Origin of the sequence: Solitalea longa, assembly GCF_002920915.1 — a bacterium.
GTDB lineage: Bacteria > Bacteroidota > Bacteroidia > Sphingobacteriales > Sphingobacteriaceae > Solitalea > Solitalea longa.
Genome location: NZ_PQVF01000008.1, coordinates 180,807 through 205,285, shown reverse-complemented (window position 1 = coordinate 205,285; position 24,479 = coordinate 180,807). Strand labels below are relative to the sequence as shown.

Annotated in this window: 18 protein-coding genes; 12 read left to right on the top strand and 6 right to left on the bottom strand. The window is 39.1% G+C overall.

Annotated elements, in window-relative coordinates:
• Positions 1-15: 15 nt before the first annotated feature.
• Entirely contained in the window at positions 16-2,529 is a 2,514-nt protein-coding gene (locus tag C3K47_RS12885; RefSeq protein WP_103789551.1) for a cation-translocating P-type ATPase, read from the bottom strand.
• A gap of 199 nt (positions 2,530-2,728) precedes the next feature.
• On the opposite strand from C3K47_RS12885, the gene C3K47_RS12880 reads away from it, so the two are divergent.
• The 6 genes from C3K47_RS12880 (at position 2,729) to C3K47_RS12855 (ending at position 13,095) form a co-directional block, all read left to right on the top strand.
• Positions 2,729-4,330 carry a DUF6377 domain-containing protein gene (locus C3K47_RS12880; protein WP_103789550.1) on the top strand — a complete coding sequence of 534 codons (1,602 nt, stop codon included), beginning with the start codon at positions 2,729-2,731 and terminating at the stop codon, positions 4,328-4,330.
• A 222-nt stretch (positions 4,331-4,552) separates the two neighbouring features.
• Positions 4,553-7,528 carry a SusC/RagA family TonB-linked outer membrane protein gene (locus C3K47_RS12875; RefSeq protein ID WP_103789549.1) on the top strand — a complete coding sequence of 992 codons (2,976 nt, stop codon included), beginning with the start codon at positions 4,553-4,555 and terminating at the stop codon, positions 7,526-7,528.
• Between the two features lie 20 nt (positions 7,529-7,548).
• A complete protein-coding gene (locus tag C3K47_RS12870) occupies positions 7,549-9,147 on the top strand; it encodes a RagB/SusD family nutrient uptake outer membrane protein (RefSeq protein ID WP_103789548.1) in 1,599 nt (532 codons plus the stop codon).
• A gap of 74 nt (positions 9,148-9,221) precedes the next feature.
• Positions 9,222-10,295 (top strand): SusE domain-containing protein, encoded by a 1,074-nt coding sequence (locus tag C3K47_RS12865; RefSeq protein WP_103789547.1) that lies wholly within the window; start codon positions 9,222-9,224, stop codon positions 10,293-10,295.
• A gap of 115 nt (positions 10,296-10,410) precedes the next feature.
• Positions 10,411-11,820, top strand: coding sequence for an alpha-amylase family glycosyl hydrolase (locus tag C3K47_RS12860; RefSeq protein ID WP_103789546.1), 1,410 nt, complete (start codon positions 10,411-10,413; stop codon positions 11,818-11,820).
• A 117-nt stretch (positions 11,821-11,937) separates the two neighbouring features.
• Complete coding sequence (locus C3K47_RS12855; RefSeq protein ID WP_103789545.1) at positions 11,938-13,095, top strand: acyltransferase family protein; 1,158 nt, start codon at positions 11,938-11,940, stop codon at positions 13,093-13,095.
• 125 nt (positions 13,096-13,220) lie between these two features.
• On the opposite strand, the gene C3K47_RS12850 is transcribed toward C3K47_RS12855, so the two are convergent.
• Both C3K47_RS12850 and C3K47_RS12845 read right to left on the bottom strand, forming a co-directional pair.
• Positions 13,221-13,487 (bottom strand): hypothetical protein, encoded by a 267-nt coding sequence (locus C3K47_RS12850; RefSeq protein ID WP_103789544.1) that lies wholly within the window; start codon positions 13,485-13,487, stop codon positions 13,221-13,223.
• Between the two features lie 163 nt (positions 13,488-13,650).
• Positions 13,651-14,007 carry a hypothetical protein gene (locus C3K47_RS12845; protein ID WP_103789543.1) on the bottom strand — a complete coding sequence of 119 codons (357 nt, stop codon included), beginning with the start codon at positions 14,005-14,007 and terminating at the stop codon, positions 13,651-13,653.
• 135 nt (positions 14,008-14,142) lie between these two features.
• Here C3K47_RS12845 and C3K47_RS12840 point away from each other — a divergent pair, with 135 nt between their 5' ends.
• From C3K47_RS12840 to C3K47_RS12820, 5 genes are all read left to right on the top strand, one after another.
• Positions 14,143-14,856: a YqjF family protein gene (locus C3K47_RS12840; RefSeq protein WP_103789542.1), complete on the top strand. Its 714-nt coding sequence runs from the start codon at positions 14,143-14,145 to the stop codon at positions 14,854-14,856.
• 115 nt (positions 14,857-14,971) lie between these two features.
• A complete protein-coding gene (locus tag C3K47_RS12835; protein ID WP_103789541.1) occupies positions 14,972-15,361 on the top strand; it encodes a VOC family protein in 390 nt (129 codons plus the stop codon).
• Between the two features lie 9 nt (positions 15,362-15,370).
• Positions 15,371-15,724 carry a hypothetical protein gene (locus tag C3K47_RS12830; RefSeq protein ID WP_103789540.1) on the top strand — a complete coding sequence of 118 codons (354 nt, stop codon included), beginning with the start codon at positions 15,371-15,373 and terminating at the stop codon, positions 15,722-15,724.
• Between the two features lie 18 nt (positions 15,725-15,742).
• Positions 15,743-16,591, top strand: coding sequence for an SDR family oxidoreductase (locus C3K47_RS12825; protein ID WP_103789539.1), 849 nt, complete (start codon positions 15,743-15,745; stop codon positions 16,589-16,591).
• A gap of 403 nt (positions 16,592-16,994) precedes the next feature.
• The gene (locus C3K47_RS12820; RefSeq protein ID WP_103789538.1) at positions 16,995-17,765 is read left to right on the top strand and encodes an alpha/beta hydrolase; all 771 of its coding nucleotides are present in this window, start codon (positions 16,995-16,997) and stop codon (positions 17,763-17,765) included.
• Between the two features lie 18 nt (positions 17,766-17,783).
• On the opposite strand, the gene C3K47_RS12815 is transcribed toward C3K47_RS12820, so the two are convergent.
• From C3K47_RS12815 to secDF, 3 genes are all read right to left on the bottom strand, one after another.
• Entirely contained in the window at positions 17,784-18,644 is an 861-nt protein-coding gene (locus C3K47_RS12815; protein WP_103789537.1) for a hydroxymethylglutaryl-CoA lyase, read from the bottom strand.
• A gap of 62 nt (positions 18,645-18,706) precedes the next feature.
• Positions 18,707-20,035, bottom strand: coding sequence for an NAD(P)/FAD-dependent oxidoreductase (locus C3K47_RS12810; protein ID WP_103789536.1), 1,329 nt, complete (start codon positions 20,033-20,035; stop codon positions 18,707-18,709).
• 152 nt (positions 20,036-20,187) lie between these two features.
• Positions 20,188-23,160: a protein translocase subunit SecDF gene (gene secDF / locus C3K47_RS12805; protein WP_103789535.1), complete on the bottom strand. Its 2,973-nt coding sequence runs from the start codon at positions 23,158-23,160 to the stop codon at positions 20,188-20,190.
• Positions 23,161-23,452: 292 nt separating this feature from the next.
• On the opposite strand from secDF, the gene C3K47_RS12800 reads away from it, so the two are divergent.
• The gene (locus C3K47_RS12800) at positions 23,453-24,358 is read left to right on the top strand and encodes a C1 family peptidase (protein ID WP_103789534.1); all 906 of its coding nucleotides are present in this window, start codon (positions 23,453-23,455) and stop codon (positions 24,356-24,358) included.
• Positions 24,359-24,479 lie beyond the last annotated feature (121 nt).

Genomic DNA, 24,479 nt, shown 5'->3' with positions numbered 1-24,479 from the left:
CCTAAATATAGATTCTCAGCTTCTTTTTGATAGAATTTTTATTCGTTTGGCGAGCTTATAAAGTTCAAACGGGACAATGGTTAAGAGTCCGACCAAGCAGCATTTGCCAGTAAGGAGCAGACTTGGTTTTTCGAAATTGAAAAGATGTAACAGGTAAGGAACGTTTAACAACAGGAATAAAAGCAGTAAAGTAATTGCAATAACAATTGGGATAAGGTTGTTCTTGTACCGAAAAGTATAAACAAATGAATAATAAAATGAGCGATTGGCCAACGTTAAAAACACATTGGAAAAGATTAGTGTGGTAAACACCAATGTGCGGGTGAGGTCTTCGGTAAAATTGTTGGTCACGCAAAACTGATAAAGGTAAAGAACCCCGGCTGTTATCATCAATCCCTGGAAAATACTGATGCTTAGTTCTCGCATTGACAAGAACGTTTCAGCCATTTTACGAGGTTTTTGAACCATCAGGTTTTTCTCAATAGGCTCATTTTCATAAATAATGGAGCAGGTTGGTCCCATGATCAATTCCATGAAAATTACATGTACCGGACTAAAAATATTAGGGAACTTCCATCCAAGAAACAAGGGTAATGAAACAGCGAGAATAATAGGTATGTGTATAGAAATAATGTATTGAATGGCTTTTTTAAGGTTGCTATAAATCTTTCTGCCCATAGCAACTGCATCTACCATTTTGCTCAGATCGTCATCAGCCAAAATTAGGGAAGATGCCTTTTTTGCAATTTCAGTTCCGCGTTTCCCCATAGCAATTCCAATATGCGAAGCTTTTAGCGCAGGGCCATCATTTACACCATCTCCGGTCATGGCTACAATTTCGCCATTAGCCTTTAAGGCTTTAATTATTTTAAGCTTTGCTTCTGGAAACATGCGGGTAAACAAATTGGTGGTTTTTACACGGCATTTCAACTCTGCGTCATCCAATTGCATGAGCTCATTTCCGTTCAATGAGTTTTCTATTCCTTTAAAGCCTGCCAGTCGGGCTATCGCTCCTGTGGTTTCGGCATTATCACCGGTAATAATTTTAACATTGATGCCAGCATGGTAAAAGTTTTCAAATGTTTGTTTGATATTGTCCTTTGGCGGATCGAAAAATGCCACCAGTCCAATGAATGTAAAACTCAGCTCTTGTTGTGTGGCAGGAAAGTCTTCTCCTTTAAAATCGTTTTCGGCAACAGCCAAAACACGATAACCCTGAGCCGATAAACCCCTGGCCATTCGTTTAATTTCTTCCCTTTCTTTTTCTGTTAAATCACTGTATGTAATAATGGATTCCACAGCACCTTTGGCGGCTACAATTCGCTGCCTGTCGTTGCTTTCGAAAATATGCGTCATCATAGGAGGCTTCCCTGAAAGCGGGTACTCATAATACATGCTGAACTGACTGCGAACATCGGTAGTAGTGTACTTTTGGTAGATGCTATGCAATGATTTTTCCATCGGATCAAAAGGAATCGGTTCGCTGGCCCACATGGCTACAGTAATTACCCTGATCGCCTCCGGATCATCAAATTGATTTTCAAGAAAAACCTTTTTGGCATCGAATGAATAAACCCTGGCGAGTTCCATCCGGTTTTCGGTAATAGTTCCGGTTTTATCAGTGCAGATTACGGTTGCCGAGCCCAAGGTTTCAACAGTTTGTGTTTGCTTAACCACAATACCCATGTTCATCAGGCGCCATGCACCTATGGCCATAAAAGTGGTAAAGGCAACAGGGATTTCTTCGGGAAGTACCGACATGGCCAACGTTAATCCTTTCAATAAGCTTTCAACCCAATTATATCCGTTTAAATAATTGACCAGGCAAACAAGTATAAAAACAATCAATCCGGCAATGGCCATTTTCTTTACAAAGTTTTGAATCTGCTTTTGCAATGGCGAATACTCCGTTTTTATAGCGGCTATTGATCTTCCTATTTTTCCCAATTGCGTATTTAGCCCAATTGCATTTACCCGCCCAATTGCAAGTCCTGAAACTACAGTGGTGCCCTGGAATAGTTGCTTATTACCATCCTCAGCATTCTTTTGAACAGAAAAGGATTCTCCGGTTAAAATGGATTCATTTACTGAAAAGTCGTTCGACTGAATGATATCAGCATCGGCAGCAATAAGGTCACCTTCTTCGCTTACCAGTAAATCGCCAATTACAATTTCTTCGGGGTCAATGGTTATCCTGTTTCCATTTCTGATCACGCTTGCTTTATTACCCGTAAGCTTTTTCAAGGCGTTCAGTGCATTTCTACTTTTATAATCCTGCCAAATTGATATGGTTAGCACCATAACAATGGCCGCTAATAAGAAGAAGCCTTCCTGGGGTTCGTTCATGATAAAATACAGAACTGCAGCAGCGGTAAGTATCAGAAACATGGGTTCCAAAACCGCATCTTTAAGAGCCATAAAAAAGCCCGAACTTTCTTTGTGTTCAATCACATTACTGCCATATTGTTTCCTTGCGTTAATTACTTCATCATTGGTTAGGCCTGATTCGGGAAACGGTACTTGATGCATGTATGTATGAGTTGAAAAGGTTTACGCCTAAAATTAATTCGGGAAAGTTTATCCGAAATAAGGGTAAGTTAAAGCTAAAGCAAGATAATGTAAATGATAAATATCAACCTAAGAACAAAAAATATTGAAGGAATATCTAAAAGGATTTTAATTTAGTCCCTTTAATTGTTTTTGTAAAAAACAGCCAACCAAAATAAGTATGAAGTATATTTTCCTTTTCGTTTTCGGATTTTTAATAAGTGAAACCAGCCTTGCCAATTCAACCGACAGTTTATTCAAAGAACTTAACGCTGCCTTGGAGAAAAAAACCGAATATGAATCGGTAAAACTGATTCGAATTAATGAAATCAAGAAATCCCTGGCGAAGCCTTCATCATTAACTGTTGAACATTTGTACAATGCCTATTCAAGCCTGTATGAAGAATATAAAACCATTAACTATGATTCGGCCTTTAACTATGCTCAAAAGCTGCTGGATGTTTCCTATAAGCTCAATGACAAATCGAATGTTGAAGAGGTAAAGCTGAAAAAAGGATTTATTCTTTTATCCTCAGGCATGTTTAAGGAAACGTTTGATGTGCTTCAATCGATTCAACTCGCTTTTTTAACTCCACAGGCTAAGGTTGAGTACTATTCGCTGTTTGCCCGCTATTATTATGATCTGGCTGATTTTCATAAAGACAAATATTTTACGGTTGAATATAACCAGAAAGGAAATGCATTTGCTGATTCGGCAATGCAGCTGAGTAATAAACGGTCATACGACTATATATGGTTACAAGGGCTTAAAAATTTACGAAACGGCGATATGAGGGCTGCTGCTCGCAGTTATGAGCAAATTCTTGGTTTTAAAAATTTAACTCCACATCAGTATGCCATTAATGCCAGTAGCTTAAGCTATGCTTACGCTAACGCAGGGCGTGAAAATGAATCGGTTGATCTCTTGATTAAAGCAGCCATTGCCGATGTTAAATCGGTCACAAAAGAAACAGTGGCTATTTTAAACCTTGCTGATATTTTATACAAAAAAGGCGATACGCAAACTGCTTACAATTATATAAAACATGCCTTAGATGATGCGACCTATTACGGTGCCCGTCACCGGGAATTGAAAATTGGAGCTATTTTGCCAATTATTGAAGGTCAGCAGTTAAGTACTGTTGAGCATCAGCGTAAATTGCTTTTAGGGTATTCTGTTTTAGCTACGGTACTTTTCCTAACGGTTGTCGTTTTCATTTTCATCACTATAAAACAGCTTAAAAAATTAAAGGCTGCTGATAAGATCATAAAGATGGCCAATATCAGCTTGCAGCAAACTAATGACCTTTTAAAGGAGGCCAATAAAATTAAAGATGAATACATCGTTTACTACTTCAATATTTGTTCAGAATTTATTGATAAGCTGGAACGCTTTAAAAAATCGATAGAGCAAAAAATGCTGCTTGGTAAACCAGATGATCTGAAAAGCACGCTGGCTAAAGTAGACCTTCATAAAGAACGTGAAGGCTTGTTCTTAAGTTTCGACAAAGTGTTCCTGAAACTGTTCCCCAACTTTGTTGAAAGTTTTAATAATTTGTTCAAAGAGGAAGATAAAATTAAGCTGGAGGAGGGACAACTGATGAACCCCGAACTTCGCATTTATGCCCTTATCAGAATTGGTATAACCGACAATGATCGCATTGCTAAAATCTTAGACTATTCGGTAAATACAATTTATGCTTACAAAACCCGAATCAAGAAAAAATCACTCATACAAAACGATGGTTTTGAAGATCAGATCATGAAAATTCAATCAGTATAACTCAATATTTCCATTTTAAAAATCTATATTCTTTAGTGTTGGTACTCTTATAATGTATTGATTATAAGAGTATTGTGTTTAATATTTTTTGAATTCATCAATATCGCCCTTTATATTGATTGTATTCAATCCTTAAGCTCCCTTCTTTTGATTTTGCAAAGCGGAACCGATTACGCTTAAGCAAAAAAAATTATTCGACCAATTTTTAATGTATTACAACCAATGAGAAAACTTTACTTATTTAAGTATGGATTGACATTGTGCCTGTTATTAGTTTCGCTGGTAACATTTGCACAAAACGGAACACTCTCCGGTCGCGTATTCGACGACGAAAATTTACCCATGCCATTTGCTGGGGTCGCAATTAAGGGCACAACCTTGAAAACAGGTACTAATGCCGATGGTGACTTTAAATTTACAGGTTTGCCATTAGGCCAAACCACCGTTATTGTAACCGTTTTAGGTTATGAACTTCTAGAAAAAACGGTTAATGTCACCGCCAATACCCAAGTTTATTTCACACTAAAACCTTTAACAAAAACCTTAACCGAGGTGGTTGTTGTGGGTTACGGTACCGCTAAGAAAAAAGACCTTACGGGAGCTGTAGGAACCTTATCAAACAAAGATTTTAATGTTGGTGCAGTAAACTCGGTGCAGGACGCCATTTCGGGCCGAATTGCCGGTGTGAGCGTTACTTCTATCAGTGGAGCTCCGGGTAATACCTCAACCATCCGTATTCGTGGTGGTGCGTCATTAAATGCAAGCAATGATCCTTTGATCATTGTTGACAATGTGCCTATTGATAACACCGCTATGGGAGGAGCACCAAATATTCTTTCTTCTATCAACCCAAATGATGTTGAAAATGTAACGGTGTTGAAAGATGCTTCGGCAACTGCCATTTATGGTTCACGTGCATCAAACGGTGTAATTCTAATCACTACTAAAAAAGGTGGAGACAAGTTTAAATTAAGCTATGGATTAACCACTTCATTGTCGACTGTACCAAACAAAGTGCCTGTTTATACCGGCGATGAGTTTAGAGCTTTAGTAAATAAGGTATATGCCGGACAAACTCCTGTACTTTCATTATTAGGTACAGCCAACACTAACTGGCAGGATGCCATCTATCAGAATGCTTTCGGACAGGATCATAATTTGGCTTTTTCGGGTAAACTGAAAACTATGCCATATCGTGTGTCTTTTGGATATAACAATACCGATGGAACACTTAAAACCTACAATTTCGAAAGAACCACTTTGGCACTTAATGCTACTCCTAACTTCCTTAAAAACTCATTGAAAATGACGTTCAACGTGAAGGGGATGTATAATAACAACAATTTCGCCGATCAGGGAGCCATTGGTAATGCGATTTTTTATGACCCGACTAAACCGGTTTACAACGGCAATGAGCGTTGGAGAGGCTATACCACCTGGACCCAGGACAATACTTTAAATGGTGATCCGGTACCATTGGCAACTGCCAATCCGGTTGCGCAGTTAGAACTTACCGACAATACCTCAACTGTAAAAAGAAGTATAGGAAATGCACAGGCTGATTATGAAATGCCTTTCTTAAAAGAGCTGCATGCCAACCTGAACGTAGGTTATGACTATGCTAAATCACAAGGCCATAACAACGTAATGGATAATACACAATGGATCAATTCACCTTCGGTTTCAGGAGGAAGAGTTAATCCTTATGAAGAAACACGCAGAAACCAGCTGCTTGATTTCTACCTGAACTATTCAAAACCTTTGCAAAAGATTCAGAGTAAGGTAGAAGTAATGGGCGGTTATTCATGGTCGCATTTTTACCGTGAAGGCGCTGATTCGGCCACTAACGTTTCAGGAACGGCTAAAACCGAGCCTAATATTTACAGCTCTGAATATTACCTGGTGTCATTCTTCGGAAGGTTGAATTATACTTTTAAAGACAGATACCTGGTAACCTTTACCTTGAGAGATGATGCTACTTCTCGTTTCTCTTCTGAAAATCGTTGGGGGTTGTTCCCATCAGTTGCTGTTGCCTGGAAAATGAATGATGATTTCTTCAAAGACAGCAAAACGATCTCTGATTTAAAATTACGTGTTGGTTATGGTACTACCGGTCAGCAAGATCTGAACAATGGAAATAACTATCCGTATTTAGCTAAATACACCATTTCCGATAATGCTTCGCGCTATCAGTTTGGTAATTCATTTTATAATACCTTACGACCAGACGGTTATGACGCCAACATTAAATGGGAGTCGACCAAAACCGCTAATATCGGTTTAGATTATGGTTTTTGGGATAATCGAATTACAGGTACATTGGATTTTTACCAGAAGAAAACCGAAGACCTGTTGAGTATTGTTGATGTTCCGGCCGGAACTAACTTCTCGGCTCGGGTACTTACCAACGTTGGTGATATGGAGAATAAAGGGGTGGAGTTTACCGTAAATGCTAAGCTGCTTTCAAAATCGGCTTTAAAATGGAATGTAAACTATAACATTTCTTATAACAAAAATAAAATTTCCAACCTGAGCCTTACCGATGACCCGAACTACGAAGTAATGGTGGGTAACATTGCCGGAACAACTTCGGGAACTATCCAGGTTCAAAAAGTTGGTCATCCGATAAACTCTTTTTATGTATATGAGCAGATCTATGACCGCGATGGTAAACCAATGGAAGATGTGTACGTTGACCGTAATAAAGACGGTGTGGTTAACACCAGCGACCTGTATGTTTTCCATAAACCGGATGCTACCGTTTTAATGGGCATAGGTACTACCTTAAATTACAAACGCTGGGATTTTTCGGCCTTTGGAAGATGGAGCCTTGGCAACTGGAACTATAACAACGTTGCAGCAAACAGTACTTACCGTGGTTTCTATTCAACCCTTGGTTATTTAAGCAACCAAACCACTTCAGCTTCTGATACCCGTTTTACTACGGCATTAAAGACCAATACTTCTGATTATTACATTCAGGATGCATCGTACTTCCGTTTGGATAACGTGAGCCTGGGCTACCACTTGCCAGCAATGTATCATCAAAAAGTTAACCTGCGCCTTAACCTAAATGTTCAGAATGTATTTGTGATCACTGATTACAAAGGTTTGGATCCAGAGATCAGCGGTGGTTTGGATAATAATTTCTTCCCACGTTCGAGAACGTTCCAATTAGGTCTTAACTGTGATTTTTAATCATCTAAAAGCTTATTCAAATGAAACCATATAAATTTCTCACGATCGCATTTATGTCAACGGGGCTGCTCATGTCATCGTGTATAAACGATCTGGATACTGTTCCTACTGATAAAAAGATAATTTCCTCGGCTACCGTTTTTAACGATCCGCAGGCTTATAAACAAATATTGGCAAAACTTTACGGTGCTTTCACGTTAACAGGCCAGCGTGGTGAGTTCGGACAACCCGAGTTATCCGCTCCCGATGAAGGAACCACTTCATTTTTGCGTGGTTATTTCAATGTGCAGGAAGTAACTACCGATGAGTGTATCAACGCCTGGGGCGATGGTGGTTTGGTGGAATATCATGGTATGTTATGGTCAGACGCAAACGGTTATGTGAACTTGATGTATCAGCGCATTTTCATCAACATATCCTACTGTAATGAGTATATCCGTTCGGTGCAGCCGCGTGTAGCCGGTCTTTCGGAGCCATTGAAAACAGAGGTTACTAAATACCTGGCCGAAGCCCGTTTCTTGCGTGCCTTGTACTATTACTATGCGATGGATCTGTGGGGTAATGTACCCTTTGTGACCGATGCCGATAAAACAGGAGCATTTATTCCTAAGCAAATCAGTCGTCCGGAGTTATTTGCCTATATCGAATCAGAATTAAACGCTATTGCTCCAACAATGGCAGCACCACGCTCAAATGAGTATGGCCGTGCCGATCAGGCCGCTGCCTGGATGCTTTTAGCCAAAATGTATTTAAATGCCGAAGTGTATTTAGGCAAAGGTCATCCGAAATACAGCGAGTGTATCGATAACTGTAAGAAAATCATTAATGCAGGTTATACGCTTCATCCTAAATACAATGAGTTGTTTTTGGCTGATAACCACAAATGGAGCAATGAGATCATATTGCCTATAGCCGAAGATGGCAATAACACCCGTAACTACGGTGGTATGACCTATATCATTCATGCCGAAACTGGTGGAACGATGGATTATGCGAATGTTTACGGTATTCCGGCTGGTCCTTGGGCAGGTAACCGTTTTACAGGGGCTTTTGTAAGCAAATTTCCTGACGTAACCGGAACTGCTGATAAACGCGCAATGATCCATACCGATGGACAGGTTTCATTAGAGATCGACCACCCGAATCAGTTTCAGGAAGGTTACCTGTGTACTAAATACCGCAATGTTACTTCGACTAATCAACCTGGCCAGAATGGAACTTTTGTTGATACTGATTTTCCTTTATTCCGACTTGCTGATGTGTATTTAATGTATGCTGAGGCTGTTAAAAGAGGTGGCGCTGGAGGCGATTTGGCTACAGCTGTTTCATTAGTGAACAAAATACGCGAACGCGCTTATGGCAATACATCAGGCAATATCACGGCTGCCAATTTAACCCTCGACTTCCTTTTAGATGAACGTGGACGGGAGCTGTATTGGGAGTGCCATCGCAGAACGGACCTGATCCGCTTCGACAAGTTCACCGGTTCGGCTTACTTGTGGGATTGGAAAGGAAATGTGAAAGCAGGGGCTGCAACAGATGCACATTTTAACCTGTTCCCAATTCCAGCTGCCGATATGGCCATTAATACCAATTTAGTTCAAAATACTGGTTATTAAGACTTATGCCGATGGCAGCAATTGTTTGGATAACAAAGCTGTTGCTGCCATCTAATTATAAAAAGATATAAAAGATGAAAAAGCAATTTTATACACTATTGCTGCTTAGCGCCACACTGGTTTCGTGTCAAAAAGATACGGAAGTGGGCCCTATGATCGCTGAAAATATTACCGTTCCGGAAATTACTAATCCTTCAACCGGCAGCACGGTTGAAATAACGGAAACCAACTTAACCGACACCGTTAAGATCAAGTGGAAAGAAGCTGATTACGGGGTTACAACCGCAGTAAATTATAATGTAGAAGCCGATTTGGCGTCGAGACACTTTTCGCAGCCCATTTCGTTAGGTTCAAGTAGTAACAACCAACTGGCAATAGTAATGAGCGATCTGAATAAAAAATTATTGGATCAGCTTCAATTGCCTGAAAATCAGGCTTCTGAAATTGAACTTCGCATTGGTGCGTCGATCAATAATCAGAAATTAGTTATATCCCAGATTGTTAAGTTAACAGTAACTCCTTTCAAAGCTATTATCGAAGAACCTACAATTCCTGAACCTGTTCGTTTATGGGTTCCTGGAGGTTATCAGGGATATAAACCTGCTGAGGCACCAAAATTGACAGATATAGGAGACGGTAAGTTCGAAGGTTATGTATATATCAGCTCTGGAACTGATTTGAAATTTACCTCAGCACCTGACTGGAACCATATCAATTATGGCTATGCTTCTGATGGTAAATTATCCACCGATGGCGGCGCAGGTAGTATGTCAGTTGATAAAGCTGGGGTGTATAAGCTTGAAGCAAACATAAACGACCTAACTTATAAGATCACTTATATCAGTACATGGGGACTAATTGGAACTGCTACTCCAGGCAATTGGGATAATTCAACTGCAATGACCTACAATGCTAATAAAGACGAATGGTCTAAAACCCTCAACCTAAAAGCTGGAGCTTTAAAATTCCGTGCAAATGATGGTTGGGACATCAATTTTGGTCCTGCCTCAAGTGGCGATCTGGAAGGTGAATTAATTCAAACCAATGATGCGATCAATATTACTGCAGATGGAAATTATACGGTTACCATTAGCCTAAATAAAGCTAGTGCACCATACAAATACACCTACACTGTTCAAAAAAATTAGTGTAATGTTAGGGCGGTTTCGCTGGCTGTGATCCGCCCTTTTTTAAAAAATCTATTGTTTAACGATTATTTCCTATAAATAAATTTTCTTTGTGTTTTAAACTGTACTTGTTTATATGAAATATATAACCATTCCAAGCAAGATGACTTTAGTATATGCGCTATTGGCATTGTCGTTCTCTTTTTTCGATTGTAAGAAAGGTGATGATCCTGCACCTATAAAACCACCTCCTGTTCAGCAAGTTGATCCACCGGCTTATGCAGCACCTTATCAGGGTGTGCCCGACACTAAAGATGTAGTGATGTACGAGGTGAATATTAGGGCCTTTAGTAGTGAAGGAAATTTGAAAGGCGTACAAAAGCGTCTTGATAATATAAAGGCTTTGGGTGTAAATGTTATTTGGCTGATGCCTATTAATCCGGTTGGTCAACTGAAATCAGCAGGTGGTCTGGGTTCTCCGTATGCCGTTAAGAATTATAAAGAGGTTAATCCTGAATTTGGTAACCTCGAAGATTTAAGAACGCTGGTGAAGGAAGCCCATAACAGGGGTATGTCACTGATCATTGATTGGGTGGCCAATCATACTGCATGGGATAATCCTTGGATCGCCAACAAGAGCTGGTATAAGCAGGATGCTAGTGGTAATATCATTATTCCTCCAAATACGAATTGGAATGATGTGGCTGCACTTGATTATAACAACCAGGATATGCGCAAAGAAATGATCCGCTCAATGAAATATTGGGTGCTGGCAGCAAATATTGATGGTTTCCGTTGTGATGCAGCCGATTTAATGCCTTACGACTTTTGGAAACAGGCGATTGATACGTTGAAAAAGTTTGATGACCGCAAGCTCGTATTGCTTGCCGAAGGAAGTAGAGCTAATCATTTTAATGCCGGTTTTCAGTTAAACTATGGCTGGGATTACTACAAAACCCTGAAAGACGTTTTTAAAGGCACACAAGCAGATGGAAACTTATTTACCACCAGTGCTCAGGAGTTCTTGAATATTCCGCAGGGCTCAACAAAACTGCGCTTTACCACCAACCATGACGAAACGGCCTGGGATGATACACCGGTAGGTTTGTTTAGTGGTAAACGTGGCTCAATGGCGGCTTTTGCTCTGACTTCATATATGGGAGGCAGCACCTTGTTATACAATGGTCAGGAAGTTGGGAGCACCAAAAAGCTTTCGTTCTTTGAGCGTGATCCGATCAACTGGAGTGAAAACCCCGATATGGTAACGGAGTACCAAAAGTTAATTGCGTTTAAAAAGAGTAGTGAGGCGGTAATTAACGGAACGATTCAAACCTTTGCCGATCCTTCAATAATTGTGTTTAAGCGCGCTTATAATGGTAAAGAAGTACTGGTAATTGTTAATACTAATAATTCGGCAATTAACTATAATGTAGCGGCAGCGCTTCAAAATACTACCTGGACCAATGCTATGAGCAATAGTGATGTTACTTTAGGAACCTCGCTTAGCCTGCAACCTTATGATTATTATATTTTGAATAAAAAATAATACAATTGATCATCAAACCTTATAAAGCCTTTAGTTTTAACTGAAGGCTTTTGTTTTGGTATCTGTTCTATACACTTGCTTGTAGCGGTTACAATTAACATCTTTGTCGGCGTAACTATGTCGAAAACCATTAAATACTTTCCCGGCTTAAGTGCCCTGCGTTTTTTTGCTGCCTATTTGGTTTTAATGCATCATACCGAAACCATCCGAAGAAAATACTCACTATTTAACCTCGAGGAATATTCACTATTCAGGAATGGGAGTACAGCGGTGTCTTTCTTTTTTGTGCTTAGTGGTTTTTTAATCAGCTACTTATTGCTCAAAGAAGATAAAGAACAGGGTGATATAAGTGTGAAGGGCTTTTATTGGCGTCGGGTGGTACGCATTTGGCCGCTTTATTTTTTGTTAATAGTTATTGGTGTTTGGTTAGTGCCGGCTGCACTTAAAGTAATAGGTTTTGCTTATGAAATGCCTTTTCAGCCCGGTCAGGTGTGGTGGATGTATCTTTTGTTCTTTCCTTTTTTAGTTAATATTTTATTCGGAAGCAGCTTGTTGGAGCCTTTATGGTCTATTGGGGTAGAGGAATGGTTTTACATTATTTGGGCGCCATTGATGAAGTTCTTTCGCAGGCATATGTTAATGCTTTTTTGGCTGATCATTCTGATTAAAACAGCTTTGGTATTCCTTTTTCAATTTATGAATATCGAACAAGGATCAACACTATCAATAATACAACAGGTGATAGACACTTTAAAGTTTGAAGCAATGGCCATTGGCGGAATCGGTGCTTATTATGTCTTTCACGGAACCAAGACGTTTTCAAATTGGAAGATATTTACACACTCAATTCAGGTTATCGGCTATGGATTGATCGTTTTGCGATTGGCTTTTCATTTGGAACTGGTTAATTCAGAAACTGCATTAGGTGCCATTTCAGGTTACCTGTTTAATACTCCGCTACTTTCAAATTTGATTTTGTACACGCTCTTTCTATGGCTGATCTTAAATACCGCTTTAAATCCAATTGCCTGGTTTAAGTTTGATAAAAAGTGGCTGAACTCCTTAGGCGATGTTTCCTATGGAATTTACATGTACCAAATGCTGGTAATTTTCGGGGTGATTTTAGTGCTCAAAAAGCACCTTGTTGGATTATCTCCGCTTACATCAACCATATTGTTCTATGGAATAATTTCGACTGGAGTAATTGCTGTTTCCTACATCTCCAAATATTGGTTTGAGAATTGGTTTTTGAGGTATAAGGATAGGGTGAAGTAAACAGGTTAGATTGTTAAATGGCTAAATTGTTCTAGTGTTAAAGGGAGTTAAATGCTTAATATTTAACAATAAATCAATAGAGCAATAATGCAATTTAACAATCCAACCGTATGTCAATTTAAAACTTAAGCTCTTGCCCTGGTAACCAATCGGCCAATAAAATAGCCGATTGCAGCGCCAATAACAGCACCTCCTAAAACGGCAGCCCAATGGTTGTCGAACATAAAGAAGCCTATTACAACGCCCATAAATCCAAAGAAAGAGGCAAAAAATAATTCAGTGTTTTTTCTAACCGGTGCGCTTGTTGACGAATGCATTACTGATGATTGTCCTTGATGGTTACGATGAGGATGATATCCGTGGTTTTTCTTTCTACTTCTACTTTGTGGCATCTTTAAAAAGGTTAATTTAACGATCAGAAGTTATATAGCTTTCTATTAATCAGTAGTTAATAGCTCTGGCAAGATAATAAAAAGTGTAACATTCAAAAATGACGAAAATCAATTTTTAAAACATTAAACACCTGTTTTGAAGAGTAGTTTGCGGACTAGAATGTTAGAATAATGAATGCTCAATAGCGGTCATTTCGAAAAAGCTTTGAGTTTTTGAAAGGGCAATCTGTTCGTCGAATTCGGCACAGGTGTAAATGATCATCGAAAGAAACTTATAACCAGACCAAACCGCTATATAGATCCCTGAATCAATTAAAGGTACAAAGGCATCGTAACCCTGGTTTTCTTCTTTGCCTAAACCACCAGTAGAATGAATGATCGGCTCTCCATAAGTTCTGAGTTGTAGATTTTGGGTAATGAACCTGAAAAAATCGATCAGTGTGTTTTCGCTGACTTCAGTTGTAAAAAAGCCTTCGATCAAAAGTCGTTTTCTGAAAATCTGAGGAGCAAGGTCTTTCATCTTTCTGGTTTTATATAAACTTAATGAAAAGAAGGTTAAACGGTTCAGAGTAAATTGATAAATTCGTCCTGAAAGACGAATTGCACATCTCAACAGTTTAAACAATTTAAGATTTAAAGTTAGCTGCGAGCATTTATGAAAGCATCTGAATTTTTAACCGCAGAATGGCGGAAACTAGCCATTGCAAACTACGCCATTGATAAGAGCTTATTGCAGAAATTCTTACCCAATAGAACCGAACTTGATTTATGGAATGATACCTGTTACGTGAGTTTAGTTGGTTTTAAGTTTGAAAACACCCGTTTAAAAGGATTTCGAATTCCGTTTCATTCCAATTTTGAAGAAGTTAACCTGCGTTTTTATGTCAGATACAAAGAAAACGGTCAATGGAAACGTGGAGTTACGTTTATAAAGGAATTAGTTCCTAAATATGCCTTAACCTTTGTTGCCAATACCATTTACGGAGAGAAGTATGAGACATTGCCCATGTTTCATAAATGGGAAACCTTGGGAGATCAATTACATGTGGAGTATAAATGGAAGAAAAACGGTTGGAATCAATTTAATATTAGTGCCCAGCAAACTCCACTTGATTTGGGGGTAAATTCAGAAGAAGAATTTATAACGGAACATTATTGGGGATATACAAAACTGAGCGAATCAAAGACTTCTGAATACGGTGTGGAGCACCCTAAATGGCAAATGTACAAGGTAAATGACCATTCAATTAATGTTGATTTTGCTGCTGTTTATGGTCAGGAGTTTTCTTTTTTAACTGATCAAAAACCGGTGTCAGTAATGCTGGCAGAAGGTTCCGAGATAATTGTTAGGGCTGGAAAGAAGCGGTAAGCTCTCACAATGTAGTTCTTTCAATCAAATTAATAACTTTATAGTAGGCAAGGTTTTTATTGATAAGTAACCTTGAGCTTTAAAGTAGTTTAATTCAAATTGTAAAGAATATAGAATGACTGTCAAACCTTTTTTTGCACCCCAACTGTTCATTCCTGGAGGTGTAACAGATATTTCTTTTTATTCAAAAGCATTTGATGCCGTTGTGCTTAGATCATGGCTTAATGATGATGGAAGCATTCATGTTGCTGAACTTTCATTTGATGGCGTTCTTTTTCACTTACATGAAGAACGGTCGTTTAAAGCTCAACTAACGCCGGTTGAAGCAAAGGGCGTAACAGCTCTCATTGGACTCTTTGTTAACGATGTAGACGTTGTAATAAATAAAGCGCTGCAGGCTGGGGCCATCCTTTTAAGTCCGGCCCAAGACTATGATTATGGCTACCGGCAGGGAAGTATTCAGGACCCGTTTGGTCATCATTGGCTGATTGAAACGAATATCTAATCCGTATAAATGAAAAAAATACCAATTCCTGTTATCATTGTTGCTGTACTGTTTATACTTACCGGATCTATAGGTTTGATCTATCATAGAAGTGATTTCAACGGGTCTAATTTTATGTCAAGAGAAGCGATCTGGATATTTTCTGTTCGCCTTTTAGCTGTGATTTGCGGCGTGCTTTTACTTTGCAGAATTAATTGGGCAAGGTGGCTGGCCATCGCCTGGTTGTTGTTTCACGTAATATTAAGTGCATCTCATTCAACAGCTGAATTAATTACCCATATTGTGTTTCTAATATTAGTGGCGGTGCTTTTGTTTTTACCTAAATCATCGGCTTATTTTCAAAGCAAAAACTCCATTAGCTAAGCGTTTAAATAGTTGTTTATGATTGTAAAGTCAGAAAATGTGATCGTTGTTTTAGGCGCGGGTTCAATTGGTCAGGCTATAGCACGTCGGGTGGGCGTTGGAAAGCACATTCTGTTAGCGGATATACGGCCGGAAAACAGTGCAGCTGCAGCCAAAGTATTATATGATGCCGGATTCAAAATAAGCACAGCTATAGTGGATGTTTCCTCTCGGGAATCGGTTCAAGCCCTGATAAAAAATGCAGCAGCAATTGGTCAAATCACAGGACTTATCCATACTGCAGGAGTTTCTCCTTCTCAGGCTTCGCCCGAAACTATTTTAAAAGTTGATTTATACGGAACCGCTCTTGTGCTCGAAGAGTTCGGTAATGTTATTGCCGAGGGTGGTAGTGGGTTGGTTATTTCCTCACAATCAGGTCACCGTTTGCCCGCTTTAACAGCTGAACAAAATCGTTTACTGGCCGTTACACCTGTTGAAGAATTGCTTGCGCTTGATATGCTTAAGCCCGATCAGATAAAAGATCCACTCCAGGCTTATCAAATTTCTAAAAGAGGAAATTCCCTTCGCGTAATGGCTGAGGCTGTTCGCTGGGGCAAACGTGGGGCTCGGATAAATGCCATAAGTCCTGGAATTATAATTACACCACTGGCCAATGATGAGTTAAGGGGTCCCCGAGGAGAAGGATATAGACGAACGATTAATGTGAGTGCAGCAGGACGAGCCGGTACTCCGGATGAGGTGGCGAATGTGGCGGCCTTGCTAATGGGACAGGAGGGTGGATTTATTACAGGAAGTGATTTTTTAATGGATGGAGGAGTAACTGCTGCTTATTGGTTTGGAGAGCTGTCTCCAAATTCAAATGAATAAATTATAAGAAAGAACTTAATCACTGTTTCTTATGATACCTAAAATGTTCTCTTTTTAAATTGTTTCATTCAACTATTTCATATGATTGAAATATTTGATCTGAAATTCACTGTAAATACTCGTTATAGATAAATAAGTTCAATAGATATTTTTGAATATTTCTATTATTTGTTGGTTTTTTTTGTTTGTATTTTGTAAATGCCTTGCATCTAAATCTATTCAGAGTGAAAATTGTATTTATTTTTTGTTATTTTATTGTTAACTATTAGAATTTTGGATTATAAGTTGTAATTTATTGAATTTATAAGCAATTAGAAATAAAATATATAGTTTATTAAGCAGGCCTAAACAAAAATCAATGAATTTTTAAAAGACCCCTATTAAATCATAACACTCAACTACTATGGCAAAATCTAAATCGATTATTCTTATTCATGGCAATTTTGTAAACAATACAAGCTGGACTGATTGGAAAGGCTACTATGAGCAAAAAGGATATACCGTTTATACCCCGGCCAATCCGGGACATGAAGGAAGCCCTGCTGAACTGCGAAGCAAAGTTCATCCTGATCTTACTAAAACAGGCTTTGTTGATGTGGTTAATAACATCGCCAAAATTATCGACCGGCTGCCGGAAAAGCCATTGGTGGTAGGTCATTCTATGGCCGGAATGGCAACTATGAAATTAGTGGAAATGGGTAAAGCTGCAGCCGGTGTTAGTATAGATGGCGCTCCACCAAAAAATGTATTTCCACCGTTTACAACGTTAAAGTCAGTTATTTCTGCTTTCGGTTTCTTTTCAAGTACTGATTACTTTATGGGTAGTGGAGAATGGTACAACACACGGTTTTTTAATACTTTGCCCGAAAGCGAAAGACCCAAGGCGTTTGATCGAGTTGCTGTACCCGAAAGCTATAAGGTAAGTCGCGAACTGGTATTAAACTCATTCTCAAACATAAATTTTAATCGACCTCATGCACCTTTATTATTTATAGGAGGTGGTAATGATCATATATTCCCTGCTTCGCTTACCAAAACACTGGCTAACAAATATTCAGATAAGGCTAGCAAGGTAGATCTGAAGATTTTTGACGATAAAAGTCATTTTATATGCGGAGAACCGGGCTGGGAAAAGGTAGCCGATCATATTTTAAATTGGTACGAAAACTTGTAATGCCGGCTTGCGGGTGGTTTAATGAAAGATATGATTGGAGAACTCCATAGCCTCTGTCCAATAATCCATATTAAGCCCGGTATTGATTTGTTGGTCATTCAAGTAGGAAAGTATGCTTTCAGTGGAGATATTTCCTGTGAGCTCGTCTTTGGCCATCGGGCAGCCTCCATATCCCTTTAATGCTGAATCAAATCTTCGGCAACCGGCTTGCCAGGCTGCATCGATTTTTTCCAATCGTGTAGTCGGGGTAGAGTGGAGGTGAACGCCTAATTCTATTTTAGGGTGGTCATTCGTTACGTTTTTAAACAGATAGTCAATGTTTTGGGGATTGGAAACACCGATAGTATCCGATAAGGCTATAATTTTCACCCCAATACGGCTCATTTCTTTCACCCATTTAGAAAGAATGTCGGCGTCCCATTCATCGCCATATGGATTACCAAAGCCCATGGAGATGTAAATGACAAGTTCTTTACTATTTTTTATACAAAGCGATTGAATTTGCTGAACGGTATCAAAGGCTTCAGCTATAGAACTGTTTGTATTTCGTTGTTGGAATGTTTCTGAGATCGAAAATGGAAATCCGAGGTAAGTGATCTCCGGATGGAGAACGGCTTCTTCAGCGCCTCTTAAATTGGCAATTATCGCCAATAGTTTTGATCGGGTAGAACTTAGATCGAGCAATTTCAGCACCTCACGAGTATCTTTCATCTGAGGAATCGCTTTAGGTGAAACAAAACTGCCGAAGTCAATGGTATCGAATCCAACCTTCAACAGTTTGTTAATATATTCAGCTTTTAATTTAGTAGGAATAAATTCCTCAATTCCCTGCATCGCATCACGAGGGCATTCTATTAATTTTAAAGGAGTGTTGCTCATGTTTGTAGTCAATCGTCTTTAGTTCCCAGTCTCCATTCTCCAGTCTCCAATACTCAGTCTGCCTAATGCTGACTATCTACTGCGTAATGCCGACTGTCTACTGCGGATGGAGCTGCTTCTTTTTCAAACCTTCTGATGATCAATCGCGTGCCCCGGTCGTAACTGAAATAACTCCAAACCCAATTCACAAAAACCACCACCCGGTTACGGAAACCAACTAAAGTCATCAAATGAACAAACATCCATACAAACCAGGCAAATGTTCCCTGGAAACGAATAAATCCCATATCAACCACTGCGCGGTTTCTGCCAACGGTAGCCATTGAGCCTTTGTCAAAGTATTTAAAGGGCTCCATGGGAATATCGTTTATCTTTTTAATAATGTTTTTGGCAAATAGTCGACCTTGTTGTATCGCTGCAGGGGCAACTCCCGGGTGACCTTTAGGAAACTCATCGGTGATCATTGCCGCCACATCGCCAAGCGCAAAAATGTCATCGTAGCCTTCAATCTGGTTAAATACATTTACTTTAAATCGATTGCCACCAACAATCACCTCTTTGTTTATTCCGGGTAAGGTAACGCCTTTAACTCCAGCCGACCAGATGACCACTTTTGTTTCAAGTGCTTTTCCGCTGCCTAATTGCACTCTTTCACCATCAAAACTTAATACACGTTCATTCAAACGAACGTTTACACCCATGCTTTTCAAGAAATCAGCTGATTTTTCTGAAGCCTGAACCGACATCGCTCCAAGTAAACGATCTCCACCTTCAATCAAGTTAATTTGCATGCGTCGTATGTCTAACTCAGGATAGTCATGCGGCAATACATGGTTTTTAAGTTCTGCTAGTGCTCCTGCAGTTTCAACCCCTGTTGGTCCGCCACCAACCACCACAAAGTTCATGTAGGCTTCCTGCTCATTTATACTGTCGGTTAGTAATGCACTTTCGAGGTTTTGTAAAACCAAACTGCGCATATCCAAAGCTTCCGGAATCGTTTTCATTGGCATGGTGTTATCTTCCAGGTCTTTCATTCCAAAGTAATTAGAACTTGAACCTGTAGCGATTACCAGGTAATCATAATGGATTTCGCCAATATTGGTTTTCAGTACCTTTCTATCTGGAATAACTTCCTGCGCTTCCGCCACTCGGAATATAAAGTTCTTTTGATTTTTGAAGATCTTACGTAGTGGGTGAGCAATGGAGTCGGGTTCTAAACCACCGGTAGCCACCTGATAGAGTAGGGGTTGAAAAGTATGGTAATTGTGCCGGTCGATCATAATTACCTGTACTTCTTTGTTGTTTAGTTTTTTAGCAGCCTGAATACCGCCAAATCCGCCACCAATAATTACAACTCTTGGGAAATTAGTTTCTGGGATATCAATTGACATAAGCTTGTTTAGTAGAGTTATTCAATATTAAATAAAAACCACCGAACCAGCTATTAAGTTTTCAATAAAAATTAAAATATAGCTCAGGTCAGTTAACAAAAAAAGGCGCAAACCTTACGATTTGCGCCTTTAAACTACATTAAGTAGCACTATTATTTTTTATCGTCCTTACGGATAAAGTCAACAACAATTGGAGTTGCCACAAACAGTGATGAGTAAGTTCCTACCACAATACCTACCAGTAATGCGAAAGAGAAACCACGAAGAATTGCACCACCGAAGATGAACAATACGATCAACACTAACATGGTACATAAACCTGTTACAACGGTACGGTTTAAGGTGCTGTTTAAGGCACTGTTTATAACCTGACCCATCGTTTCGTTTTTACTATGGTGTAAGCCCATATACTCACGTACACGGTCAAATACTACTACGGTATCATTCATTGAATAACCCATAATGGTTAAGATGGCCGCAATGAATGTTTGATCAACATCTAACGAGAATGGTAATAAACCGTTAAAGATCGAGTAGATAGCAATGATAATTAACACGTCGTGGAAAAGGGCAACTGTAGCACCAATACCAAACTGCCATTTGCGGAAACGGATTAAAATATAGATATAGATAATTACCAACGCTAAGCCAATTGACCAGAACGCTGAAACTTTAATATCATTCGCAATGGTAGGACCTACCTTACGTGAATCCATGATTTCCGATTTGCCACCAATTTTAGCTAAACCATCTTTTAATTTAGATTCAACCTCTTGGTCAACATGATCCGATTGATTATCAATTTGATAGGAAGTGGTAATACGAACTTGTCTGTTATCACCAATTCCTGAACCACCAAAGGTTTTAACCTCCGGAGCATCTCCGCCAAATGCAGGAGTTAACGCTTCACGGATTTCACCAACTTTAACATCTTTGTCGAAACGAACAGTATAAGTTCTGCCGCCTTGGAAATCAACTCCTAAGCTTAAACCTCTTGTTGCCAATGAAACAGCACCTGCTAAAATGATAACAACAGAGATGATATAGAAAACTTTACGTTTCGATACGAAATCGAAATCAGTGTCTTTGAACCAGTTTTTAGAGAACTCATTGGTGAATTTAATCACTTTGTTTTTAGCTAACTGCGCTTCAAAAATTAAGCGGGTGATGAAGATAGCTGAGAACAATGAAGTGAAAATACCGATGATCAATGTGGTTGCGAAACCTTGGATCAAACCTGAAGAGAATACATACAGGATGATACCCAATAATAAAATGGTTACGTTAGCATCGATAATGGCTGAGTAAGCATGTTTAAAACCATCGGTAATGGCCATACGTAGGCTCTTACCATGGTCAAGCTCTTCTTTGATACGTTCGTAGATCAATACGTTGGCATCAACCGCCATACCAATGTTAAGCACGATACCAGCAATACCCGGTAAAGTTAACACAGCACCAAATGAGGCCAATACACCAATCATGAAGAATAAGTTCACAATTAAAGCGATATCAGCAGAAACACCGGCTTTGTTATAGTAAACCGCCATGAAGATGAACACAACGATTAAACCAGCTAAACATGAGATTAAACCGTTGTTAATAGCTTCCTGACCTAAAGTTGGGCCTACAGTTGCTTCTTCAACGATTTTTGCAGGAGCAGGTAATTTACCCGCTTTTAAGATGTTGGCTAAGTCTTCAGTTTCTTTTGGAGTGAATTTACCAGAGATTGATGAAACACCGCCTGAAATTTCATTTTGAACGTTAGGAGCTGAATAAACCGCATCATCCAATACAATAGCAATTGGACGTTTGTTAGCAGCAGCAGCTTCTGCAGTAATCCTTCTCCATTCTTTAGCTCCATCAGCATTCATGTACATGGTTACTTCCGGAGAACCGTCCTGGTTGAAGTCATTACGTGCATTTGATATTACATTGCCACCTAAAGCCGCTTTTCCTTCGCGACCGCTAGATTTCAATGCAAACAATTGGAAAATATTCTTTTCGTTAACAGATTTAACTGACCATGCAAATCTGATGTTTGATGGGAAATTAGCTTTAACGGCAGGAATTGCTAAGTATTGATTGATCTTAGCGGTATCTTTTAATGCAGCATAACCAATTACAGCACCTGGAGCCAATGACTGTTGGCCATTTTGAGCCTGGTAAGTACTTGGAATTAATACTGAAAATAATGGATTTTGTTTAGCCATTAACGCCTGAGCAGCAGCTGAATCTTTTTTGCCAGCTTCAGGTTTCATTTTATTTAAAAGCGCTAAATCGCCTTTTTTCTGAGTAGTATCTGCTTTACCGGTTGAATCAACTTTAGCAGCACCTTTGTCTGTTAAAGCTAGTTGTGAAGCTATAGCTGTATTAGCAGCTACTAAACCTCCATAAATCTCACCGTTATCATAAGTTTCCCAGAATTCCAATTTAGCCGAACCTTGTAAAAGCTTACGAACACGCTCTTTGTCGTCAACACCCGGTAATTCAATTAAAATGCGGTTACCGCCAATTTTCTGAATATTTGGCTGGGTTACACCGAATTTATCGATACGAGTACGAAGAATTTCAAAAGAACGATTAAAAGCGTTTTCCGATTCTGTTTTTAATATTTTAATTACATCAGCATTCGAAGTGCTATAATCAATACGGCCTTTATTTTCTGCAGTTGCAAAAATTGAAGCTAATTTTCCGGCTGGAGCAACTTCGTTATAAGCAGTAGCGAATAATTCAACAAAATCTTTTGAAGATCCTTGTGTAGAACGTTGCTTAGCTAAATCGAGTGCTTTGTTGAACGCAGCATCAGTACTGTTACCTGACATTGAACGGATCAAATCAACCATGGAAACTTCCATAGTAACGTTCATTCCGCCTTTAAGGTCAAGACCCAGGTTTAACTGTTTCTCTTTACACTCTCTGTAGGTAAACTTTGCTACACCTAAATCATACACTGGTTCGGTAGCAATCGAATCCAAATAATAACTCTCTTTGGCTGCGTTGCCGTTGGCATATTCTTTTGCCTTTTTCTCCACTCGGCTCGTTACCACTGTAAACGAAATGTGGTAAATACAAGCAAGCGCTAGAGCAATTGCCACAAACCTGATGACACCTTTTCCTTGCATAATGCGGTTAATTTAAATAAAGCGTTGTTTATAAAGTTTTCTTGGTTTTTTTACGAAGTCGCAAATCTAAATAAATTTTGATTCTACGCAAGTTTATGTTAAACATTCAGCCAATCGTATAAAATATTATTAGGCATATATTCTACTTAATGATTATTTATTTGTTGTGCTTTCTTAATACATTAATCTATAATATACTTTTGTAAGTATCAGTAATTCAATATTTTATATTTTATATTGAAAAATATATTTTTAATTTTAATCATACCAACCGATCTAACATTTACATACAATGGAAAACTCTAAAAATTATGCATTAGGATGGTTAAGAGACCTTCCTAGTTTTAAAGATTATACTCCCGACACCAAAGACGTGCCCAATAGCTTAAAAGTTTTAGGTGAATCAGATTCAATTAAAACGATGTTGAAAACTGCAGGGGTTACCGCATCTAAACCTGCTTTACCTGCTTCTAAAGATTTACGAAAATGGTGTTCTCCGATTGAAGATCAACAGAGCATTGGTTCATGTACCGCCAATGCAGGCGTTGGCATAATTGAATATTATGAGCGTCGTGCCTTTGGAAAACACATTGATGCTTCACGGCTTTTTTTATACAAGGTTACACGTAATTTACTTAAATGGACAGGTGACACAGGAGCGTATTTGCGTTCAACCATAGGTGCAATGACCTTGTTTGGGGTTCCCCCTGAAGAGTTTTGGCCCTATCAAATCAGTGATTATGATATCGAACCATCGGCTTTTTGCTATGCATTTGGGCAAAATTATAAAGCAATTACCTATTACCGGCTCGATCCTCCCGGCACAAAAGCAACGGAACTTCTTACAGCTATCAAATCTCATTTAAACTCGGGTATACCAAGTATGTTCGGTTTTTCGGTGTACAATTCTATTTATTCTGCCGAAAACGGCCGCATTCCATATCCATCAGCAAGTGATCCTCTGGTTGGAGGTCATGCCGTCCTTACAGTGGGCTATGATGATAAATTGGAAATTCCTACTGCCGCGGGCGATAAGAAAACCAAAGGAGCTTTGCTGATTCGCAACTCCTGGGGTAAGTCATGGGGAGAAAACGGTTACGGCTGGTTACCTTATGAATATGTTTTAAATGGGATTGCTGTCGACTGGTGGGTCTTGCTTAAAAATGACTGGATCAATACCGGCAATTTCAAGGCTTAAAAGCGCTGCTTGTTTTATGAGATATCTTACTGTTTGAGTAATTTTTAAAATAGATGACTTTAAGATCCGGGATGAGAAAAATTCATTTTCCTTCCCGGATCTCTTTTATATCCTAGGCATA

What these genes read in the sequence shown, in the direction of transcription:
- C3K47_RS12870 (WP_103789548.1), top strand. Translation starts at nt 7,549, where the DNA reads ATGAAACCATATAAATTTCTCACGATCGCATTTATGTCAACGGGGCTG.
- C3K47_RS12885 (WP_103789551.1), bottom strand. Translation starts at nt 2,529, where the DNA reads ATGCATCAAGTACCGTTTCCCGAATCAGGCCTAACCAATGATGAAGTA.
- C3K47_RS12810 (WP_103789536.1), bottom strand. Translation starts at nt 20,035, where the DNA reads ATGTCAATTGATATCCCAGAAACTAATTTCCCAAGAGTTGTAATTATT.
- C3K47_RS12800 (WP_103789534.1), top strand. Translation starts at nt 23,453, where the DNA reads ATGGAAAACTCTAAAAATTATGCATTAGGATGGTTAAGAGACCTTCCT.
- C3K47_RS12840 (WP_103789542.1), top strand. Translation starts at nt 14,143, where the DNA reads ATGAAAGCATCTGAATTTTTAACCGCAGAATGGCGGAAACTAGCCATT.
- C3K47_RS12825 (WP_103789539.1), top strand. Translation starts at nt 15,743, where the DNA reads ATGATTGTAAAGTCAGAAAATGTGATCGTTGTTTTAGGCGCGGGTTCA.
- secDF (WP_103789535.1), bottom strand. Translation starts at nt 23,160, where the DNA reads ATGCAAGGAAAAGGTGTCATCAGGTTTGTGGCAATTGCTCTAGCGCTT.
- C3K47_RS12875 (WP_103789549.1), top strand. Translation starts at nt 4,553, where the DNA reads ATGAGAAAACTTTACTTATTTAAGTATGGATTGACATTGTGCCTGTTA.
- C3K47_RS12820 (WP_103789538.1), top strand. Translation starts at nt 16,995, where the DNA reads ATGGCAAAATCTAAATCGATTATTCTTATTCATGGCAATTTTGTAAAC.
- C3K47_RS12845 (WP_103789543.1), bottom strand. Translation starts at nt 14,007, where the DNA reads ATGAAAGACCTTGCTCCTCAGATTTTCAGAAAACGACTTTTGATCGAA.
- C3K47_RS12835 (WP_103789541.1), top strand. Translation starts at nt 14,972, where the DNA reads ATGACTGTCAAACCTTTTTTTGCACCCCAACTGTTCATTCCTGGAGGT.
- C3K47_RS12830 (WP_103789540.1), top strand. Translation starts at nt 15,371, where the DNA reads ATGAAAAAAATACCAATTCCTGTTATCATTGTTGCTGTACTGTTTATA.
- C3K47_RS12815 (WP_103789537.1), bottom strand. Translation starts at nt 18,644, where the DNA reads ATGAGCAACACTCCTTTAAAATTAATAGAATGCCCTCGTGATGCGATG.
- C3K47_RS12850 (WP_103789544.1), bottom strand. Translation starts at nt 13,487, where the DNA reads ATGCCACAAAGTAGAAGTAGAAAGAAAAACCACGGATATCATCCTCAT.
- C3K47_RS12860 (WP_103789546.1), top strand. Translation starts at nt 10,411, where the DNA reads ATGAAATATATAACCATTCCAAGCAAGATGACTTTAGTATATGCGCTA.
- C3K47_RS12865 (WP_103789547.1), top strand. Translation starts at nt 9,222, where the DNA reads ATGAAAAAGCAATTTTATACACTATTGCTGCTTAGCGCCACACTGGTT.
- C3K47_RS12855 (WP_103789545.1), top strand. Translation starts at nt 11,938, where the DNA reads ATGTCGAAAACCATTAAATACTTTCCCGGCTTAAGTGCCCTGCGTTTT.
- C3K47_RS12880 (WP_103789550.1), top strand. Translation starts at nt 2,729, where the DNA reads ATGAAGTATATTTTCCTTTTCGTTTTCGGATTTTTAATAAGTGAAACC.